The organism is Acetobacterium sp., from assembly GCF_039830195.1.
Taxonomy (GTDB): domain Bacteria; phylum Bacillota; class Clostridia; order Eubacteriales; family Eubacteriaceae; genus Acetobacterium.
This window is the reverse complement of record NZ_JBDODG010000036.1, coordinates 1-19,385: the sequence shown is the minus strand read 5'-3', so window position 1 is coordinate 19,385 and position 19,385 is coordinate 1. Positions and strand designations below refer to the sequence as shown.

General features: G+C 50.8%; 18 protein-coding genes. 11 read left to right on the top strand and 7 right to left on the bottom strand.

The features are described 5' to 3' along the window. Positions 1-193: 193 nt before the first annotated feature. Positions 194-1,180, bottom strand: a complete 987-nt coding sequence (locus ABGU93_RS11645; RefSeq protein WP_347413619.1) for a GDSL-type esterase/lipase family protein — start codon at positions 1,178-1,180, stop codon at positions 194-196. Continuing rightward, entirely contained in the window at positions 1,181-1,528 is a 348-nt protein-coding gene (locus tag ABGU93_RS11640) for a hypothetical protein (protein WP_347413618.1), read from the bottom strand. 306 nt (positions 1,529-1,834) lie between these two features. Here ABGU93_RS11640 and ABGU93_RS11635 point away from each other — a divergent pair, with 306 nt between their 5' ends. After that, positions 1,835-2,470, top strand: coding sequence for a Maf family protein (locus tag ABGU93_RS11635; RefSeq protein ID WP_347413617.1), 636 nt, complete (start codon positions 1,835-1,837; stop codon positions 2,468-2,470). Between the two features lie 77 nt (positions 2,471-2,547). On the opposite strand, the gene ABGU93_RS11630 is transcribed toward ABGU93_RS11635, so the two are convergent. The 4 genes from ABGU93_RS11630 to ABGU93_RS11615 all read right to left on the bottom strand — a co-directional run bounded on the left by ABGU93_RS11630 (position 2,548) and on the right by ABGU93_RS11615 (position 6,765). Next, complete coding sequence (locus ABGU93_RS11630) at positions 2,548-4,845, bottom strand: molybdopterin cofactor-binding domain-containing protein (RefSeq protein WP_347413616.1); 2,298 nt, start codon at positions 4,843-4,845, stop codon at positions 2,548-2,550. After that, the gene (locus tag ABGU93_RS11625) at positions 4,842-5,315 is read right to left on the bottom strand and encodes a 2Fe-2S iron-sulfur cluster-binding protein (RefSeq protein ID WP_347413615.1); all 474 of its coding nucleotides are present in this window, start codon (positions 5,313-5,315) and stop codon (positions 4,842-4,844) included. Before ABGU93_RS11625 ends, ABGU93_RS11630 begins: the two co-directional genes overlap by 4 nt. Continuing rightward, on the bottom strand, positions 5,290-6,117 hold the full coding sequence (locus tag ABGU93_RS11620; RefSeq protein WP_347413614.1) for an FAD binding domain-containing protein: 828 nt from the start codon (positions 6,115-6,117) through the stop codon (positions 5,290-5,292). Before ABGU93_RS11620 ends, ABGU93_RS11625 begins: the two co-directional genes overlap by 26 nt. Positions 6,118-6,282: 165 nt before the next feature. Further along, entirely contained in the window at positions 6,283-6,765 is a 483-nt protein-coding gene (locus tag ABGU93_RS11615; protein WP_347413613.1) for a dCMP deaminase family protein, read from the bottom strand. A gap of 186 nt (positions 6,766-6,951) precedes the next feature. Between ABGU93_RS11615 and ABGU93_RS11610 the strand changes: the two genes are divergently transcribed. Beyond that, a complete protein-coding gene (locus ABGU93_RS11610) occupies positions 6,952-7,410 on the top strand; it encodes a VanZ family protein (protein ID WP_347413612.1) in 459 nt (152 codons plus the stop codon). A gap of 69 nt (positions 7,411-7,479) precedes the next feature. Continuing rightward, on the top strand, positions 7,480-8,355 hold the full coding sequence (locus ABGU93_RS11605) for a nitroreductase family protein (RefSeq protein WP_347413611.1): 876 nt from the start codon (positions 7,480-7,482) through the stop codon (positions 8,353-8,355). A gap of 76 nt (positions 8,356-8,431) precedes the next feature. Here the strand turns inward: ABGU93_RS11605 and ABGU93_RS11600 are convergent, their stop codons facing one another. After that, on the bottom strand, positions 8,432-8,683 hold the full coding sequence (locus ABGU93_RS11600) for a hypothetical protein (protein WP_347413610.1): 252 nt from the start codon (positions 8,681-8,683) through the stop codon (positions 8,432-8,434). 287 nt (positions 8,684-8,970) lie between these two features. On the opposite strand from ABGU93_RS11600, the gene recQ reads away from it, so the two are divergent. From recQ to ABGU93_RS11560, 8 genes are all read left to right on the top strand, one after another. Beyond that, on the top strand, positions 8,971-11,163 hold the full coding sequence (gene recQ / locus ABGU93_RS11595; protein WP_347413609.1) for a DNA helicase RecQ: 2,193 nt from the start codon (positions 8,971-8,973) through the stop codon (positions 11,161-11,163). Between the two features lie 15 nt (positions 11,164-11,178). Then, positions 11,179-11,952: a TraX family protein gene (locus ABGU93_RS11590; RefSeq protein ID WP_347413608.1), complete on the top strand. Its 774-nt coding sequence runs from the start codon at positions 11,179-11,181 to the stop codon at positions 11,950-11,952. Between the two features lie 79 nt (positions 11,953-12,031). Beyond that, complete coding sequence (locus ABGU93_RS11585; protein ID WP_347413607.1) at positions 12,032-13,069, top strand: helix-turn-helix domain-containing protein; 1,038 nt, start codon at positions 12,032-12,034, stop codon at positions 13,067-13,069. A 67-nt stretch (positions 13,070-13,136) separates the two neighbouring features. Then, complete coding sequence (locus tag ABGU93_RS11580; protein ID WP_347413606.1) at positions 13,137-14,366, top strand: FAD-dependent oxidoreductase; 1,230 nt, start codon at positions 13,137-13,139, stop codon at positions 14,364-14,366. A 213-nt stretch (positions 14,367-14,579) separates the two neighbouring features. Next, on the top strand, positions 14,580-15,263 hold the full coding sequence (gene hypB, locus ABGU93_RS11575; protein WP_347413605.1) for a hydrogenase nickel incorporation protein HypB: 684 nt from the start codon (positions 14,580-14,582) through the stop codon (positions 15,261-15,263). 14 nt (positions 15,264-15,277) lie between these two features. Further along, the gene (locus ABGU93_RS11570; RefSeq protein ID WP_347413604.1) at positions 15,278-18,052 is read left to right on the top strand and encodes an FAD-dependent oxidoreductase; all 2,775 of its coding nucleotides are present in this window, start codon (positions 15,278-15,280) and stop codon (positions 18,050-18,052) included. A gap of 25 nt (positions 18,053-18,077) precedes the next feature. Continuing rightward, the gene (locus ABGU93_RS11565) at positions 18,078-18,419 is read left to right on the top strand and encodes a hydrogenase maturation nickel metallochaperone HypA (protein WP_347413603.1); all 342 of its coding nucleotides are present in this window, start codon (positions 18,078-18,080) and stop codon (positions 18,417-18,419) included. 133 nt (positions 18,420-18,552) lie between these two features. Next, a complete protein-coding gene (locus tag ABGU93_RS11560) occupies positions 18,553-19,323 on the top strand; it encodes an arylamine N-acetyltransferase (protein WP_347413602.1) in 771 nt (256 codons plus the stop codon). Positions 19,324-19,385 lie beyond the last annotated feature (62 nt).

The following is a 19,385-nucleotide window of genomic DNA, read 5'->3' as shown; positions in this document are numbered from 1 at the left end:
CTGCAACATCGGAATTACGAGGATTTTTGTTGATTATTATGTGCGAAGTTTGAGTAACTTAATAAAAAAAGGCGCTGAAAGTTAGTAGTTAACTTCCAGCGCCTTTAAATTTTAGATTCAGTTTTTATTTAGCTCTTAAAGTGATGATTGATCAGGAAAAGAGAAACGGTTAAAACTGCTTTAAGCATTCATCCTAGTAAATGAAACCGGCATTCAGATGGCACTGATAAATCAGCTCATGGCCCGCTGTGGTGGGATGGGGATCCAGGCTACCGGTGTACCAGTTGAAATTGACGACGGGTTCAGTTCCCTGGTAGTTTTTAAAGGCAGTATAGACATCTGCTACCATATAACCGCTGTCTGGTACCATAATAGCGGTATTAATAGTCTGAATGGATGGCTCAAAAATGGCATAGAGAGGATCTTGGGTGCTGATCGGATCGTATAGGGTTGCCACAACGATATTGGCCTGAGGCGCCAGGGTTTTGATGGTTCCGATAATTTGCGGCCAATCGGTGGCAAACTGCGTAACACTGGTCGTGACATTGGTTTGAATCTCCGGCAACGCCGCCGTAATAATATCCTGGGCGCCGGGCTGAGCTAAGGCTGTCGCCAGATCGGTGGGGAAGGTCGGTGAGGTTGGATCCAACTGGAAAGTAGCTGCCAGGCTGATAATAACCGGTGCGAGGATATTATTGCCCCCGACACTGATGGTAACTACCTGGGCATCACGCAATGGGGCAACGACTGCCGGATCGTTCTGAAGCTGATATAAGAGTTGACTGGAATTATAACCAGGGACGCTCAAATTAACTAGCGACATATCTCCAAAAGAACTCAATTCTTTGAAATGGTTATAAAAAAGATTAACATAACCGTAACCGGGGTCGGCACTCATCCCATAGGCAATGGAATCGCCGAGCGCGGTGAAGTTCTGAGTTTTAGCAATTCTTATCTGGATCGACTCCAGACGCAGGCTTTCACCGGTTGTTCCCAGCTCAGCCCCGTTCTTCACCCAGCCCCAGGCGTTGTCAACAACAGGAATATCACCTTTGTTCTGGACGTGGCCACGATAATAGACATCATAACCCTCTAGACCGATCAGATTGATTTTGATGGATTCAATCCGCAAACTGCGGGCCGTCGTTCCGGCAAATCCGCCATTTTCCTCAGCATTCATCTAGCCTTCATTCTGAACATGGACCGCATAGCTGATCCCGGCCCCGGCTGGGACGTCTCCGGTGAGCTCAATCCGGATGCCTTCGAGCCGAAGCCCCTCGCCGCGACTTCCCAATTCAGCGGGACCGGTAACAAAATCGCCCAGCGGCAGGGGAACATCCCCTTTATTCTGCACATGTCCGCGATACTGGACCCCAATATTGCTGACTGCCTGAGTGTCAACGGTGCTGTCTGCGGCTGCGCTTTCTGATTCGACAGCCGCAAAAACGCCGGTTGAAAAAATCATAGACAACATCAGCAGGAGAATCAGAAGACGGCCGGTGATGGATCTGAAAATACTTTCTTTCATTTATTTTCCTTTCTCTGGTTAGATTTGGGAGTTTATAGAAAAACACAGCTACCATCCGCCCAAAAGAGCGGAAGACGGGGCCCTGACTTTAAAAAAACTTGGCCAGGGGCTGGTCACAGAATTTTAATACCCAATCCAGTTTTTTTTAAACAGCGCGGTGATCAATTTAGAATCAGTAAGTTGAGATGAGGATTATTCTAAGGGGTTGAGTAGATTTTACGGTTTAATTTTTATCGGATAAATCTTTCGTTTGTTTCGATAAAATGATACAATACTGCTATCTTTTTGAAAAAACGGAGGTAAACCTTGCAACCAAAAATAATTCTTGCCAGTCAGTCACCCCGCCGACGGGAGCTGTTTAAGCTGGTGGTTAAAAGCCATGGCATTCAAGATTTCAGCATTCATGCCGCTGAAATCGATGAAAAACGGATTGAAGCAGAGATTCTGGCAAACAGTGCCGGGGCTTTTCAGGATACGGTTAAAAAACTGGTGGGCGAGCTGGCAGCGAGAAAAGCCAGAGTTGTGCAAAAGATCAATCCCAGGGCTCTGGTGGTGGGAGCGGACACGATTGTGGTCCTTGATGAGCAGATCCTCGGCAAACCAGCGGATGAAATGGAAGCCTACAACATGATTAAACAGCTGGCCGGAAATACCCATCAGGTCTTAACCGGGGTCAGTATCCGCTATCGGGATTGGGAAGAGCGGTTTGTTGTCACATCGTCGATCCGTTTTTATCAGTGGGATTATCAGATGCAGCGGGAGGTGGCGGACTACGTGGCTTCTGGTAAGGCCATGGATAAAGCCGGCGCCTATGGCATCCAGGAAGAAGCCGGCCTCTGGGTTAAGGGGATTAAGGGTGATTACAATAATATTGTCGGGCTGCCGATTGCCAAGCTCAACAAGCGGCTCGGCAAAATGCTGGAGCAGATCGCCAACCAATAATCGACTGGCCTAGAAATGGGGTGTTATAAAAATGAAATTAAAACCTTTTTTAAGATAGATCAGAATTGAAGTAATAATCAAAACGCCGTGGCATGGTCGTGGATGCCGCGGTAAATTTTTTCGGCGGTGATCGGCAGCTCCCGGATCTGCACTCCGACGCCGTTGTAAACCGCATTGGCAATGGCCGGAGCTGGGGTGTTGATGACGATTTCGCCGATCGATTTGGCTCCAAAAGGCCCGGTGGCTTCATAGCTGCTTTCAAAAGCCACCCGGATCTGGCCCAGATCCAGCCGGGAGGGAATCTTATATTGCAGCAAGGAGTTGTGACTGACTCTTCCGGCGGCGTTGTAGTGGATATCTTCATAGAGGGCCATACCGATACCCTGGGCCAGCCCCCCTTCAACTTGAACCCGGGCCAGGCTGGTGTTAATCACAGTGCCGCAGTCCACCACCGCCACATAATCCAGCAGTGTGATGACACCGGTTTCGGTATCAATTTCGACCTCGGCCATCCCCACCATAAAGGGCGGCGGGGAAATCGGCGAAGAAAAAGATGCGGTGACTGATAAGGGCGGATGATTGCCCCGGAGCGATTGATTAGCCAGTGCCTTCAGGCTGATGACAGCGTTGTGATGAATCGCTTCGACCTGCTCGCCGTCAAAATCCACCGCTTCGACCGCACAGCCCAAGTGTCGGGCGCCGGCGGCCGTTATTTTTTTTATGAGTTTTTCGCACGCATTAACAACGGCCATCCCGGTGACATAGGTGGTGCTGGACGCATAGGAACCGGTGTCGTAGGGGGAATAATCGGTATCGACGCCACTGACGACAATATTGGCCTCCGGGCACAGCAGACAGTCGGCGGCCATTTGGACGAGAACGGTATCACAGCCGGTGCCCATATCAGCTGCGCCGATGCGCAGGCTGTAAAACCCATCATCACTGAGGGTCAGGGTGACCGAGGCCGTATCGACTTGGGCAATTCCCGAACCTTGCATCGCCATCGCCACTACCACACTGCGCACTTTACCATTGCCCAGATCCAGTCGGGGATATTTCTGATCCCAGCTTATCATTTCTTTGGCGATTTTCAAACAGCGATCCAGGCTGCAGCTGCCCAGGGTTTCGTTGAAATAGCCGGGCATCACGTCACCGCTTTTAACCTGATTAAGCTCCCGGATCTGCACCGGATCCCGGTTCATTTTGGCCGCCAGCTCATTGACCGCCGATTCCAGGGCAAAGATGCCCTGGGTGGCGCCATAGCCCCGATAGGCCCCGGCGGACATTTTATTGGTATAGACCACATCATAGCCAAAACGGTAGGCTGCGGTTTTGCCATAAAGGGGGATTGCTTTGTGACCGGTCAAAACCACCGTGGTGGGGCCGTGATCCCCATAGGCCCCGGTGTTGGAGAGGACCTGCATATCAATGGCCTTAATTACGCCATTCTGATCGGCACCCAGGCGGACCGTGATTTCCATTTCGTGCCGGGGCGAGGAGGCAGTCTGATTTTCCCGGCGGGAATAAATCAACATCGCCGGTTTGCCGGTTTTCAGGGTGACCAGGGCCGGGTAAATCTGGGAAACCGCCGTCTGTTTGGAACCAAAGCCGCCGCCGACCCGGGGTTTGATCACCCGGATTTGAGCTTTGGGCAGATCCAGGGCATGGGCCAGAATCCGCCGGACATGGAAGGGGATTTGGGTAGAAGTGACGCAGTTCAGCCGGCCATAGGCATCCAGGTAGGTAAAGCTGCGAAACGTTTCCATCATTACCTGTTGGTTAGCCTTGGTGTGATAGGTCTGCTCCAGGGTTACGGCGCAGTCCCTTAGGACAGCCTCCACATCGCCGTGGCGGTCTTCGCCATGGGCACAGAGATTTCGCCGGGGATCCGCACCGACTTCCATCAGGCTTTGCCAGTTGTCTTCGGGATGGATGATTACCGGGTGATCCCGGGCCGTCCGGAAATCCAGGACCGGCTCCAGCAGCTGATAGTCCACCCGGATCCGCCGCAGGGCCTGATCGACGGCTTTTTCGGTTTCACCGGCGACGATGGCCACCGCATCCCCGACAAAACGCAGGGTCTGATCGAGAATCAGCCGGTCATAGGGGCTGGGTTCGGGAAAGGACTGACCGGCCAGGGTAAACCGTTTTTGGGGCACATCCCGATAGGTGAAGATAAAAATTCCGGGAATCTTCGCGGCGGCTTCGGTATCAATGGCCTGGATCCTGGCGTGGGGGTGGGGGCTGCGGAGCAGTTTGACCACCAGACAATCTTTGGGGGCCAGATCCTCGGTGTAAACCGGTTGGCCGGTGAGCAGCGCCAGAGCATCTTTTTTAGGGACCGGGCGATTAACTGCGGGTTTGCGGGTGCTCATTTGCTCATACCTCCTTGAGATTGCAAGTGAACCAGATAGGCTTTAATGCCCCGGAGGTGACTGGCATAGCCGGAACAGCGGCAGAGATTGCCGGCCAGATATTCCCGGATCGCCGCATCGTCGGGATTTTCCAGTTCCCGGGTCATGCCGATTATGGTCACCATCAGACCAGGATTACAAAAGCCGCACTGGTCGGCTCCTTCGGCGGCTAAAAACGCCGCCAGTTCTAGAGCTTCCGGCTTTAGACCTTCCAGGGTGACAACCTGTTTGCCATCCACCCGGGCCGTTAAAGTGGAGCAGGCAAGAACCACCATATTGTCCACCAGCACCGTGCATAAGCCGCAGTTGGCAGTATCGCAGCCCCGCTTGACGCTGTAACAGCGGTTATCCCGGAGAAAATCCAATAGCATCAGATCAGCATCGATTTCTTTGGTCAGTTCCCGATCATTTAACCATAAGTGGATCAGCATGGTCAGCGCCCCCTTTCGCTTGCAGCAGTTCGGCAATGCCGCGGTGGAGATAAACAGCCGCCAGGTGACGGCGATAGTCGCTGCTGCCTCGGAGGTTGCTGCCATAATTGAACTGAGTGGCGGCCCCGCGGGCAAAAGCCCTCAGTTCCTGGGGTGATGACTGCGCAGTTAAGCCGCAGTCAGGCTTGATCAGCAGCCGGGCTTTCATCGGGCGGGCCCCCACGGCTATATACAGGGTCTGGTCTTTCTGGGCTACGGCCACCGCAATCACCGGGAAATCAGTACGGGTCAGGCGCTGGGAATGGTAGGTTATTTTCCGCTGGTCTTTGTTCAGGTGCAGGCGAACGAGAATTTCCCGGGAGTAGGGGGCGGCTGCAAATTCTGACAGCGGCATGATTCCGGTGGGATAAAGCTCCACGGTGGCATCAAGCGCCATCAAGCAGGTCAGCAGATCAGAAAACCCGTAGCGGCCATAAATACTGCCGCCCAACGTGGCACCGTTGCGAAACTGCACCCCGACAATAGGACGGACCGCCTCCCGGATGGCGTTTTGAAAGGCCCGGTTCAGGCCCGGGTGTAGCTCCAGCTCCCGGAGGGTGCACATACAGCCAATTGAAAAGCCATCAGCCGTTTCGACAATGGTATCCAGCCCCAACCGGGACAGGTCTATGCCGGTGTTGATTCGGCGCTTGCTCATTTTCAGCCACATAAAACCACCCAGAACCCGGTTTGAACGGGTCTGATTTAACACGTAGGCTTCTTCCAGACTGACTGCTTTGACAATTCGATTGATCATGGGCATGATGATAACCTCCACTTTCACCGCGATTTAAGTTAGATATAATCATTTTATACCCATCAGCGACCGAAAATAAACGGCTCCCCGGGCTGCCAGATCAAAGGCTTGCAATTAAAAAAGCATTCCTCGGGTTGAGGAATGCTCTGTCGGTAAATAAGGTAACCCTGTTTAATACAGCGATAACTCGCGGTAAAAAGCCGGGTTGAGAAATTCTTTCAGGGTAATGTCGGCCATTTTAAAGAGCCGCCGGGAAACTTGGGTGGCATCGGCATCGGGGTATTTATCTTCCAGATAGACCACTTTTTTGATGCCGGCCTGAATAATCGCCTTGGCGCATTCATTGCAGGGAAAACAGGTGACATATAAAATCGAGTTTTCCAGTGACCGCCCATCCGAATTTAGAATCGCATTTAATTCGGCGTGACAGACATAGGCGTATTTGGTATCCTGAAAAGAGCCATCCCGTTCCCAGGGCAGGGCGTCATCGCTGCAGCCTTTGGGCATGCCGTTATAACCGGTGGACAGAATAATATTGTCTTTATTGACAATACAGGCTCCCACCTGAGTATTGGGATCTTTGCTGCGCCGGGCCGATAACAGGGCAATCCCCATAAAATATTCTTCCCAGCTGATATAATCATGTCGTTTCATCGCATTCTCCAGTTTTTTCTTTAGTGTAACATAATTCCATTGAAAAGTGGAGACATCTCGGATAAAATTAATGCGTTTCCACTGTCAGTTATTTATAATTAAAAACGGGGTAAACAGCATAAAAAAATACTTATTTAAAATAGATAAACATTAAGGCTGGCTGTTGGGTCGGAAATAGGTGAAGGCGTGGATAAAAAACGATTGATTGTGATATTGACCTGGAGCTGCACCCTGGTCTGGATGGGGATTATCTTTTATCTCTCCAGTCAGTCGTCCACCCAGTCAGCTCACCTCAGCACCGGTTTAAAAAATGAATTGCTGGCGCTACTGGCCCATTTCATCCCGGGCATCGAAACCATGGAAATAAAGAGTCTGGAATTTTATATCCGCAAAAATGCTCACTTTATTGCCTATTTTATTTTAGGGGTCCTGACCCTTTTGGCCCTGGTTCAAAGCGCGGCCAGAAAACCGGCTAATCTGGCCCTGCTGATCTGCCTCCTTTATGCCATGTCAGACGAATTTCATCAATTATTTGTGCCGGGACGCTCCGGTCAGTTCCGGGATGTCCTCATCGACGGAGCCGGCGCCGTGCTTGGCGTTTTACTCACCGCTATTTTGATGAATCGGATTTCCCGGCGATTTTAGGGATAATTGCGATTAATCCCCAGCGAAGGGGGTACAAATTAAGTAGCGAATAAAAGGAGGTAGTAACTTATGAAATTCAGAGAATTTACAGTGAATAGTCACTCAACCAGAGAATTTGTTGATAGCGGTGTGGAAGAACGGGATATGAATGAAATAAAAACATATCTGGATGAGGTAAACAATACGGCCGGAAAAGAAAAAGGGTTTTCCCTGATTTTGATGGAAAACGGCGCCGATGTTTATCAGAACCTGGAAGGCTACGGTGGTTATGGCGGGGTAATGCTTAAAGGTCCCCATTATATCGGTTTGCGACTGGATAAGGTCGACCATGAGATTGAAGTTTTAGGGGCTTTTTACCTGCAGTCAGTCGTTCGCAAGATCTATGATCTGGGTCTGGGCAGTTGCTGGATCAGCTTAAAAGAAATAACCCCGGATCAGGCAGAAAAAATACTGGGAGGCCAGGTTGGAACCATCCAGCATCTGCTTGTTTTTGGAAAACCGACGAAAAAAGAAAACAAACCTGAAAAACATACCACGATTATCAACTGTGATTCAAAATATGAACAGGATCCCTATGGCATCGCGGTGATTACCACCAACGATGAAACCCGGCTGTCCGTGGTGGACACCATTTTTCTTCAGACCTGGGGTAATGTGGCGCCCTATGAAGAAATGGAAAAAAGAGGCGTTTTGGATTTGCTTTATTATGTCCGGAATTCGCCCTCATTCCAGAATGGTCAGCCCTGCCGGTTGATCCTCAAAGATGGTTATGCAGAATTGTGCATCATCAATCCGGAACAGGAAGAAAATTATACCGACGCCGGAATTATGCTCTTTACCCTGGAAGGCCTGGCCAAAGAGCTGAGTTTCCCATCAAACTGGCATTTTATAAATGACGATTCGGGAAATGTTGAATACCGTCGGGTCGCTCATTTCGACCTGTAAAACTGGATATAAGTTAAAATAACGAATAAATTAAAAGGGGCTTTTGCCATCGAAACCGATGGGCAAAAGCCCCTTTTTATAGATATTGGAGATGCGCATTGGAACGATTGAGGTACATCAATGCCAATTCCAGTTTCATTTCGATACTGTTTTTAAGGTAATCCCATTCATCCGCCCGCTGCTTTTTGGCTAAGGCGATTTCTTTTTGTGACGGCGTGGTGGCTCGTTGGGGTAATCTATTGGTCGTGCTGCTTGTTTCGAGAATCAGTGAAATATCGTTAGTCTCGGGATGAGTTTCATAATAAGTTGCAAATCTTGACTGTACCATTGTTATTTCCTTTCGTTGAACAAATTTATTTTTCGGAATGTGGTTAACATCCTCAGGTTTTATTGTTGATCTGATATCAGTATAAACGATAGATGTTAAGGACTTTTGAACGAAATGTTAAGGTTTTGTGAAGATTGTTAAAAAAGATAACCCAGTACGACAATTGTTAATCAGTACCCTCTTCCTTGTCAGCGGCAGTCTTTTATCTTATAATAGAAGAACATGACAAAGTCAGGGTTCCGTGGGGAACCGTCTAATCGGAGATAAGGATTCACAGGAGGTTCATCGTGACGCTTAAAAAAAACCTGAGCCAGTATTTTGGCTACGATACATTTAAAGAAGGACAGGAAAAAATCATTACGGCGGCGGTTAATGGTCAGGATGTACTGGGAATCATGCCGACCGGTGGGGGGAAATCGCTGTGTTATCAGCTGCCCGCCCTGCAGCTGCCCGGCATCACCCTGGTGATCTCACCGCTGATTTCACTGATGAAGGATCAGGTCGATGCTTTGGGTGAAATGGGAATCCCGTCCACCTTTTTAAACAGCAGTCTCGATGATGCCACCTATCAAGAGCGGCTTAACAAGATCCGGGCCAAGCACTACAAGCTGCTTTATATTGCCCCGGAACGGCTTTGCGCCCCGGCCTTTGTGGAGCTGATCCGGACGCTTTCGGTTTCCATGGTGGCAGTGGATGAAGCCCACTGTATCAGCCAGTGGGGCCATGATTTCCGACCCCATTACCGGGAGATTCCCGCTTTTATCGGAAATATTTCGCCCCGGCCGGTGGTGGCGGCTTATACGGCCACAGCTACGAAGAAGGTTATTGAGGAAATTAAAACCTTGCTGGCGCTTAAGGATCCGGTCGAATCGATCATCGGCTTTGACCGGCCCAACCTGCTTTATCAGGTGGTGAAAACCGGCGATAAGCTCGGTTATGTTAAAAATACCATCACCCAGACCTTTCCGGATCAGTCCGGGATTATTTACTGCGCCACCCGAAAAACGGTCGAAAGCGTCACTGCCAAACTCAAAGGCCTGGGCTTTCTGGCCGGCGCCTATCACGGCGGTATGAGTCCCGCCGATCGGGAGCAGAGTCAGCAGGACTTCATCAATGACCGCCTGCATATCATGGTGGCCACCAATGCCTTTGGGATGGGGATCAATAAGCCGGATGTGCGTTTTATCATCCATTACAACATGCCCCAGAATATGGAGGCTTACTATCAGGAAGCCGGACGTGGCGGCCGGGATGGCGAACCCAGCCACTGCACGATTCTTTATTCCCCCGCCGATATTGTCAAGCAGAAACAGCTGATCCAGCTCAATCAGACCTCGCCAGAGCGGGAGACGCTGCTGTTTGAGAATCTTCAGTATCTGGTCGATTATTGCCACACCAATGATTGCCTCAGAAAAAGCATCCTCCAGTATTTTGGGGAAGTCGCCGATTATGACCGTTGCGGCAATTGCGGCAATTGTCTGGACCAATCCGAAATGGTGGATATCACCCTGGATGCCCAGAAGATCCTGTCCTGCATTTATCGGATGAAAAACCGCTTTGGCCTGAATATGGTGATTGCGGTGCTCCGCGGCTCGAAAAACAAAAAGGTGCTGGAGCTGGGTTTTGATCATCTGTCCACCTACGGGATCCTTCAGGAGCAGAGCGCCGAAAGTCTCCGCGAAATCATCATGACCCTGGTGGCCAAGGGCTACATCCTCGTCACTGCCGATGAGTACCCGGTTCTCAAACTGACCCCGGCCGCCAGCGGGATCTTAAAAGGTGATGAAACGGTCTTTCATAAAAAACATTTGCTGAATATCAAGGCTGCCAAAACAAAATCTTCCGGTAAAGCCAAACCGCTGGTAGATTGCGACGAAGCCCTGTTTGAAGAACTGCGGAGCCTGCGCCGCAGCATTGCCCAGGACAAGGGGCTGCCGCCCTATGTGATTTTCCCCGATGCGGCTTTAAGAGAAATGGCGGCCTATGTTCCCCGAACCGAAGCCGAATTTCTAAACATCACTGGCGTCGGCCAGGCCCGTTATGACCATTATGGTGCGGTCTTTATCGAAGCAATCAGCAGCTTTGCCGAAAACAACCCGATTACCATCAGATCTCGTCCGGACGCGGCAGCAGACGACCCGGAACCCCGGGTGACCAGGCAACAAATGGGCGAAAAAGAAGCAAAAGTGCCCTCATGGGAACTCACCTACGAGCTGTTTGCCGGAGGCATGACCATTGCTGCCATCGCTGAGCAACGGGAACTGACCGAAAACACGGTGCTGAGCCATTTAATCCGCTGCGATCAGGAAGGAAAAGCGATCGACTGGCAGGATTTTGTCGATGCCGAAAAAGAAGTAGCCATCATCAACGCCATCGGAACCGTCGGTCTGGAAGCCCTGCGCCCCATCAAAGAAGCCCTGCCAGAGTCCTGTTCTTATGCAGATATCAAAATTGTGATTCATAAAAATGGATTAGCGTAGATTGGAGAAAGACAGATGACCTCGACGAGCTTAAAAGTAATCGCCCTGATTTTGATGCTGCTGGACCATATCGGGCAGTTTATTCCGGGCACCCCGCTGTGGTTGCACTGGCTGGGCCGGCTTTCGGCGCCGGTGTTTATGTTTTGTATGGCCTGGGGCTTTTATTACACCCATGACCGCAAAAGATACATGCTGCGGATGTATTTTTTTGGCGTCGGGATGGGAATGATTGATCTGATCAGCAATAATAGCATTGCTGATCCCTACGCGATGATGTCCAATAATATTTTTGTGACGCTGTTGTTGGTGGCGGTGATTGTCTGGCTGATCGAAATCCGCAAAACCGACAAGCCCAAGGGCAACAAATTTATCACCCTGTTTGCCGGCTATCAGATTTTGACCACGATGCTCTGTATTTTAGCCGGTCAGCTCGTGCCGCTGACTGGGATGATGAGCTTTGTCGGGGCCATCACCGGCAATCTGATTTTTAACGAGGGCAGTTTTATCTTTGTTTTTCTGGGAGTGCTGATCTACTTCAACCGCACCGATAAAAAGCGGCTGATCCTGGTCTATGGGCTTTTTTGTCTGGGCTTTTTAGCCCTGGAATGGGCCGTGTATCCTCAGTTTTCCGCGCTGCTTTACAATAATTATCAGTGGATGATGATCGGGTCATTGCCGCTGATGCTGTCCTATAACGGCGAAAAGGGACGGGGGCTGAAATATCTGTTCTATATTTTTTATCCGGTCCATATTGTGATCCTGTTTTTTATCGGCAATCTGTTTTTTTAACGCCCGCAAAACTGGCGGAAATCGCGAGACGCAGTAGAATATCAAAGAATAACTGTTTGCAGAAAAGGAGATCGGTCGGATGGTAAAAACTGTCAAAGATCAGGAAGAAACAACTATCAAACGCCGCCATGAGATTCTGCTTTGCGGCCAGGAACAGGGGGTCAGTGCGGCCTGTAAAAAATACCGGATTTCCCGGACCCTCTACTATCGCTGGCATAAACGCTTTGATGAGCAGGGTCTGGCCGGCCTGAAAGATCAGGTCCGCCATTTTGTGCCGCCCAATAAAGCGGCGCTGACAGTGGAGCAGGCCGTGCTGGATGCAATCGTTTCCTTTCCGGACTATGGCCCCCAGAGCATTGCCTGGCTGCTGGAGGAACAGGATCTGAACATCAGCAGTAGCGGCGTCTATAATATTATGCGCCGTCACGATCTCAATCACAAACCGGCCCGCAAGCATTACAGCCGGAAAATCAGCGCCGCACAGCACCAATCCGCAGCGGCTGATCTTGATGTCCGGTCCGATCGGGCGCCGGAGCCGGCGCAGCTGACGGTCGGCGAATGCTGGCTGGCCTGGACGGTAGAACGGGGTTATCAGCCGGGGATTGGCAATCTTTATCAGTATGCGGTGGTGGATTTAATCAGCGGCGTAGCTTGTGCCCGGTTGTATACCAAAAAAAATGCCGACTGCGCCCTGGACCTGTTGCTGGGGGTAGCCATCCCGATGGGCAATGCGTTGCTGATGCAGCCAAGCTGGATTATGACGCCCCATCAGCAGGAGTATACCACCGGCAGAATCCACAGCCGCCATCTTTACTCCAGTAAGCTCCGGGAAATGAATATTAAACAGGTGATCTGGGAGGAAAAAAATAATCTTTACTCCAAAACAGTACAGGTATTTAACCAGAAAAGCGGGGTTTATCTGGAATCGCTGTTGGAGTCAGCCGACTCTTTTGACGAGATCAAGGACGGCTTTCAGCAGTTTGTTCGTGATTATAATCTTGAGCTGCCGCTGGGCTATGGTAAAAACACGCTCAAAACGCCCATGGAAATCGTTGTCGACATTAAGGGCTCCGGGGTGACGCTGCCCTTGTGGTCCTATGTCAATCGGAAGTATTAAGGGTGCAAAAAGAGATGCGGTTGGTCGCGGCGTTTAGGACCGCCGGTCAGCCGGGAGAGGATTACCAATGAAAAAGCAGATAGCCGTGGTAGGCGGCGGATACAGCGGTTTGACGCTGGCCTATTTTCTGGAAAAAGCCGGTCATCAGGTCACGATTTTTGAAGCGGAAGAACGAGCCGGGGGGCATTGCAACAGCGTTTTTCACAAAAAAGAATTCTGTGAGCTGGGGTCGGTGCTGGGTACCTCAGAGTCGTTGATGAAATTTTTGCGGCAGTTGGGCGTGAAAGCCGAGTACAAGTATTTTCACCGCAGTTTTCTGGGTCCGAATGGTGAAAAACAGGCCCAGATCGGTCCCGCTGAAATTGCCAGTTTTCAGGAGCAACTTAAGCGGTTGCCGGAATACCTGGCCTCTTATCAGGCGGCCTTAAGTGCCCAGGGCTGGGCGCATATTCCCGATGCGCTGACCCAATCCTTTGAATCCTGGTGCAACGAAAACAAGCTGCACACCCTGATGCAGGTTTATGCACCCCATCTGGTGGCCTTTGGTTTTGGCAAGTCCAGCGAGATTCCGGCCATCTATGCCCTGAAGTATCTGGACATCATGACCCTGTCCTCGATGATTGAGTCCCGGAAGCTGATCAGTTTTTCCAACGGCGCCAACGAAATCATTGCCAAATTGTCGGAGCGGCTGGAGGACCTCCGCCTGAGTAGCCCGGTCACTGGCATGATCCCCGTTGATCATAACCGCCTGACCATTGAAACACCGGTTGGCGAAGAGGATTTTGATGCGGCGGTGATCACCGTGCCGCTGGACCCGTCGGTGATTCACGCCCCGGACCATGCCCGCCTGATGGGGTGCTACCAACGCAAAGCTTACAATGTGCTGGCCTATGTGGCCCGGGAAAACTATCGGACCACCAGCTATTTCACCCATAATTTTGACAAAGACGGACACCTGCTACTGTTGTATAGCAGCAAGCCGGATCAACCCGGACCGCTGCTGACCGCTTATGCCGCCGGCGATCTGCCGATTAAGGATTTAAAAGCCCAGATCGACGCCGATCTGAAACAGGCCGGCTTTAAGGCTGAGCGGCTGTTTGCCTACAAACAATGGCAGACCTTTCCGCACGTCACCGGGGCCGAGATAAAAAATGGCTTCTACGATCAGGTCAATGCTCTTCAGGGCCAGCAGGGAATCTATTTTTCAGGCAGCCTGACCTGTTTTCCGACCCTGGATAAACTGACCGAATACCTCAGAGATTTTGCCACCCGTTATTTTGGACCCGCACAACCATAAACTTATTTATTTTAGCTTGCTGTTTACAGATTTGCTGTAACAGCAAGCTTTTTTTATAAACACATCCCGTTAAGCTGTTAACACCAAGTTAAAACAGCTGACGGGATGCGTTTTTATGCGGTGTTAAATTGTTGTCAAAGATAATCAGATGAACTATAATCAGTTCAAAGAAGCCACTGAAAACAATTACAAAAGCGGAAAGCGAGAAATAAAATGGAAGTCTATAAGGTTCTGGAAATCAAAAAAAGCGTCTATGAAAATAATGACCGGGAGGCCGATCTGCTACGTCAGGAATTAAAACAGGAGCAGACCTTTCTGCTGAATCTGATGTCGTCGCCGGGCTCGGGAAAAACGACGACCCTGCTGCGAACTATTGAAACTCTGCAGGATGAGATGAACATTGCCATTCTGGAAGCTGATATCGATTCCGATGTGGATGCCCATACGGTGGCGAAAACGGGCACTAAAGTGATTCAGCTCCATACCGGAGGGATGTGTCATCTGGATGCCGGGATGACCCGGCAGGGGCTGGAGGGGATTGGCACTGGGGAAACTGATCTGGTGGTGCTGGAAAATGTCGGTAATCTGGTCTGCCCGGCGGAGTTTGACACTGGTGCTTCCAAAAACGCGATGATTCTCAGTGTTCCGGAAGGCGATGACAAACCGCTGAAATATCCGTTGATGTTTTCGCTGGTGGATGTGCTGCTGATCAATAAGATCGATGTCCAGGAACACTTCGATTTTGATCTGGCGGTTCTTCGGGAGCGAGTTAAAAAGCTCAACCCCAATCTGGTCGTCATTCCGATTTCTGCCAAAACCGGCGAAGGCATCGGAGAATGGGCCGACTGGTTGCGGGAGGCCGTGAAAAACTGGAATCAACCGGAATTATTGAGTTAGAAGAGGAGATCGAAATGAAAAATCAATCAGAACCGACAAATTTTAACCAGTCAACCCGTTTTAATTTTGCTCTGACCTGGGCGGATGTCAATGACCGGCCTTATCGTCAGGTAATTGTTGATCTGGCTAATAAAATTGGCCGCACCAAGGCGAGCAGCGATCGGGAAGCGATTCCCTTTGGACCCGAGTACTATGCTCTGGCGCCGATTCTCGATGACTATCAGGCTAAAATTGCGATGCACTTGGCATTCCGGGAAAAGCTGAGCGCTGAAGCGGTGGCTGCTGCCGCTGGGGAACCGCTTGAGCTGGTCACGGCTGCCCTTACACATATTGCCTGGGCCGGGGTTGCTTTTGTCAATACGGTGGATGGGGTGGATCTGTACTGGCAGGATATTTTTGTCCCCGGTCATCTGGAAATGATCAATAATAACAAAGAACTGGTTGCCAGACATCCGGAAGTTGCCGAAGCGTTTTATTATTTTGGCGGCAAAAAAGGCCCCATGGCTGTTGGTATTATGCCGATTGGCAGCGGTCCGATGCGGGTTTTGCCGATTGAACGGGCCATTGATGGTAATTCCAAAAAAGTGACCTATGAAGAGGTTTCCTACCATTTGGATCAGGCCAGTGTCTTTTCGGTGTCGGATTGCTCCTGCCGGACATCCCGGGAAGCTATGGGCGAAGGCTGCGGCCACCTGAAAGAAGAGATGTGTATTCAACTGGACCATGCCGCTGAATATTATATCAAAACCGGGCGCGGCCGGGAAATCACCCGGACCGAGGCTTTTGAAATTATCAAAAAGGCGGAAGATAACGGCCTGATGCATTCGATCCCCAACCTCGATACCCCGGGCCATACCCATGCCATCTGTAACTGCTGCGGTTGCGGCTGTTATGCAATGCGGCTGGCCAACGAATATCTGAACAACGACATCGTCCGGTCCAACTATAAGTCGGTGGTGGATGAGACCAAATGCGTGGCCTGCGGTGAGTGCGTCGATGTCTGTCCCACCAATGCCATCAGACTGGGGCAGAAACTGTGTTCCAAGACGCCACTTGATGAGACGGTTACCAAGGTGACGCCCCGAAATACCGAGTGGCAGGAGGATAAGTGGAACAGCGATTACCGGACCAACCGTAAAAATGCCCTGGATTCGGGAACGGCTCCCTGTATCACCAAGTGCCCGGCCCATATCCCGGTTCAGGGTTATATCAAACTGGCTTCCCAGGGACGCTATACTGAAGCCCTGGAGCTGATCAAGAAGCACAATCCGCTGCCGGCGGTCTGCGGCCGGATCTGTCCGCGGTTATGCGAGGAAGATTGTACCCGCGGGGACATTGACGAAGCGGTGGCCGTTGATGATATCAAAAAGTTCATTGCCGAAAAGGACCTCGAAATGGCGACCCGTTTTATGCCGGTCAAACGCCATGATTACAGCGATAAGAAAATTGCGATTATCGGTTCCGGGCCGTCGGGACTGACCTGTGCCTATGATCTGGCCATTGACGGTTACGATGTCACGGTTTTTGAAAAAGAGCGTCGCCTTGGCGGGATGCTGAGCCTGGGCATTCCTTCTTATCGACTGGAAAAAGATGTTTTAGCCGCCGAAATCGAGGTGATTCAGGAGTTGGGCGTCAAGTTTGAAACCGGCGTTGAAATTGGCCGCGATCTTTCCCTTCAGGAGCTGCGAAACCAGGGTTTTAAGGCCTTTTATGTGGCCATTGGAGCCCAGGCCGGACGAACCCTGGGGATTGACGGCGAAACGGCCGAAGGCGTCTTCAGTGGCGTGGATTTTCTGCGCCGCACCAATTTAGCGGAACAAACCAATGTTAAGGGCAAGGTCGTGGTCATCGGCGGCGGCAATGTGGCCATCGATGTGGCCCGCAGTGCGACCCGGCTGGAAGGTGTCGTCCAGACCGATTTGTACTGTCTGGAAGCCCGGGATCAGATGCCCGCCCATACTGAGGAAGTAGCTGAGGCCCTGAGTGAGGAAATTGGCATTCATAATGGCTGGGGACCAACCCGGATGATCACCGAAAACGGCAAGGTTACCGGGGTGGAATTTAAGCGCTGCCTGGCAACCGTTGATGCCACCGGTTGTTTCAATCCCCAATTTGAAGAAGCGGACCGGATGATCGTCACCTGTGACGGCGTGATCCTGTCAGTGGGACAAACCTATGCTTATGGCAATTTGTTTGCCGGCGAAGCGGTTGAGTTAACCAGTCGCAACACCGTAGCCGTCGATCCGGTCACCCTGCAGTCCTCCCGGGCGGACATCTTTTGCGGCGGTGATGTGGCCAGCGGACCCAAACTGGCGATAGACGCGATTGCGGCCGGTAAAGAAGCCGCGGTTTCGATCCATCGCTTTGTCCAGAAGGGGCAGTCCCTGGTTTTTGGCCGCGACAATCATACCTACACGATGTTGGATAAGGACAATCTCAATGAGCGCATCGACTACGATGGTACCGAGCGCCAGCGGATCGCCCCTGTCGATGGTCAGGTCTCGAAAACGACCTTTAAAGATTTGCGCGGGGTTTTAACCGAAGCCCAGATCCAGAAGGAAACGGCCCGCTGCTTAAGCTGCGGCGCCAGCAAGGTCGATGAGTACCTCTGTGTCGGCTGCGGTGCCTGTACCCTGAAATGTAAATTTAAGGCGATCAGTCTGGAACGGGTATATGATGAGATGGGTTATGAAATTGATGATTTACCCAAGGCGATTCTTAAAAAAGCGGTCGGCCGAAAAGCCAAAATCATGCTGAACAAGGTCAATCCTTTTTCAGAAACCCGATAAAAACTAGAAAAAGAGGTGTGAGGCCATGCATGAACTGGGAATTGTTTATGAAGTGATAAAAATTGTTGACGAATTTGCGGTGGCCAATGATTTGACCAGGGTGGATAAGATTATTCTGGAGATTGGCCAATTGTCCCAGACCATTCCGCATTTTGTGGAAGCCTGCTATCCGGCAGCGGTTAGTGACACCCCCTATCAGGAGACCAAACTGGAAATCATCGTGCTACCGGCCATGGGGGAGTGTCAGGCTTGCCATGAACACTTTAATGTGGTCGAGCACCGTAAAATTTGCCCGAACTGTCAGGGTGAAGATTTCCGTTTGATATCCGGCCGGGAATTTAATATCAAAGAGGTCGTCGCTTATTGAGATGGTGATCAATCGAGAATCAACGCGGTTTTATTCATAAAGGATCCTTAATGAAATCCTTTTAGCTTTATTTTTTCAGGAATTCTGGTATACTAAATCTATCTTTTTAAACGAAACAAATAAAGGAGAACTTATGCCGGACAAATTATTTAACCTGGACGACTATTTTAAGCGGATTGACTATAACGGGGGCCGTCCGGTTTCGGCCGAAACCCTGAAGCAGCTGCATCTTGGCCACGTGATGAATATCCCTTTTGAAAACCTCGACATCTTTGCCAGGAAGACTATTTCCCTCGATCTCGACGATCTTTTTGACAAGCTGGTGTTACGCCGTCGCGGCGGTTATTGTTTTGAGATGAATAGCCTGTTTGCGGCGGTGTTGACGGCGCTGGGCTTTCCGGTTACCCGGCATCTGGCCCGGGTCTACCACGGAGGCTTTGATAACTCGGGAAAAACCCATATGGTGCTGCTGGTGGAAGCCGACGGCCAGAAGTGGGTCTGTGACGTCGGTTTTGGTGGCAACAGTCTGGCCGCACCGCTGTTATTTGAAGAAGGCCGGGAGCAGGAAAATCTGGGCCGGATCCATCGGGTGATGGCTGACCCCGAATACGGTTACCGGGTGGAGTTTAAAACGGCTACCGGTTTTGAACCAATCTATGCCTTTACTTTGGAAAACTGCTGTCCGGCGGATTATCTGATCGCCAATTTTTACACCTCCGCCTACCCGGAGTCTTTTTTCCAACAGGCCCAGATGTGCGCCCTGGTCACCGCCACCGGCAAGATCACCTATTTTGACGGCAGTTTAAAGATTGCCGATGGTGAGACGCTGACCGAAACCATCATCAGCGGTGATGCCGCCATCAAAGACATCCTGAAAAGCTATTTCGGGGTGGAGCTATCTTAAAAGTTGGCAATCGGGTAGGAGGCTGACCATTAATTGATCAGCCGACCTCCCACACCACCGTA

Excerpts from the sequence above, each read along its gene's own strand:
- ABGU93_RS11640 (WP_347413618.1), bottom strand. The coding sequence starts at position 1,528 with ATGAAAGAAAGTATTTTCAGATCCATCACCGGCCGTCTTCTGATTCTC.
- ABGU93_RS11625 (WP_347413615.1), bottom strand. The coding sequence starts at position 5,315 with ATGCTGATCCACTTATGGTTAAATGATCGGGAACTGACCAAAGAAATC.
- ABGU93_RS11600 (WP_347413610.1), bottom strand. The coding sequence starts at position 8,683 with ATGGTACAGTCAAGATTTGCAACTTATTATGAAACTCATCCCGAGACT.
- ABGU93_RS11620 (WP_347413614.1), bottom strand. The coding sequence starts at position 6,117 with ATGCCCATGATCAATCGAATTGTCAAAGCAGTCAGTCTGGAAGAAGCC.
- ABGU93_RS11645 (WP_347413619.1), bottom strand. The coding sequence starts at position 1,180 with ATGAATGCTGAGGAAAATGGCGGATTTGCCGGAACGACGGCCCGCAGT.
- ABGU93_RS11560 (WP_347413602.1), top strand. The coding sequence starts at position 18,553 with ATGCCGGACAAATTATTTAACCTGGACGACTATTTTAAGCGGATTGAC.
- ABGU93_RS11570 (WP_347413604.1), top strand. The coding sequence starts at position 15,278 with ATGAAAAATCAATCAGAACCGACAAATTTTAACCAGTCAACCCGTTTT.
- ABGU93_RS11565 (WP_347413603.1), top strand. The coding sequence starts at position 18,078 with ATGCATGAACTGGGAATTGTTTATGAAGTGATAAAAATTGTTGACGAA.
- ABGU93_RS11630 (WP_347413616.1), bottom strand. The coding sequence starts at position 4,845 with ATGAGCACCCGCAAACCCGCAGTTAATCGCCCGGTCCCTAAAAAAGAT.
- ABGU93_RS11580 (WP_347413606.1), top strand. The coding sequence starts at position 13,137 with ATGAAAAAGCAGATAGCCGTGGTAGGCGGCGGATACAGCGGTTTGACG.
- ABGU93_RS11615 (WP_347413613.1), bottom strand. The coding sequence starts at position 6,765 with ATGAAACGACATGATTATATCAGCTGGGAAGAATATTTTATGGGGATT.
- ABGU93_RS11585 (WP_347413607.1), top strand. The coding sequence starts at position 12,032 with ATGGTAAAAACTGTCAAAGATCAGGAAGAAACAACTATCAAACGCCGC.
- hypB (WP_347413605.1), top strand. The coding sequence starts at position 14,580 with ATGGAAGTCTATAAGGTTCTGGAAATCAAAAAAAGCGTCTATGAAAAT.
- ABGU93_RS11590 (WP_347413608.1), top strand. The coding sequence starts at position 11,179 with ATGACCTCGACGAGCTTAAAAGTAATCGCCCTGATTTTGATGCTGCTG.
- ABGU93_RS11605 (WP_347413611.1), top strand. The coding sequence starts at position 7,480 with ATGAAATTCAGAGAATTTACAGTGAATAGTCACTCAACCAGAGAATTT.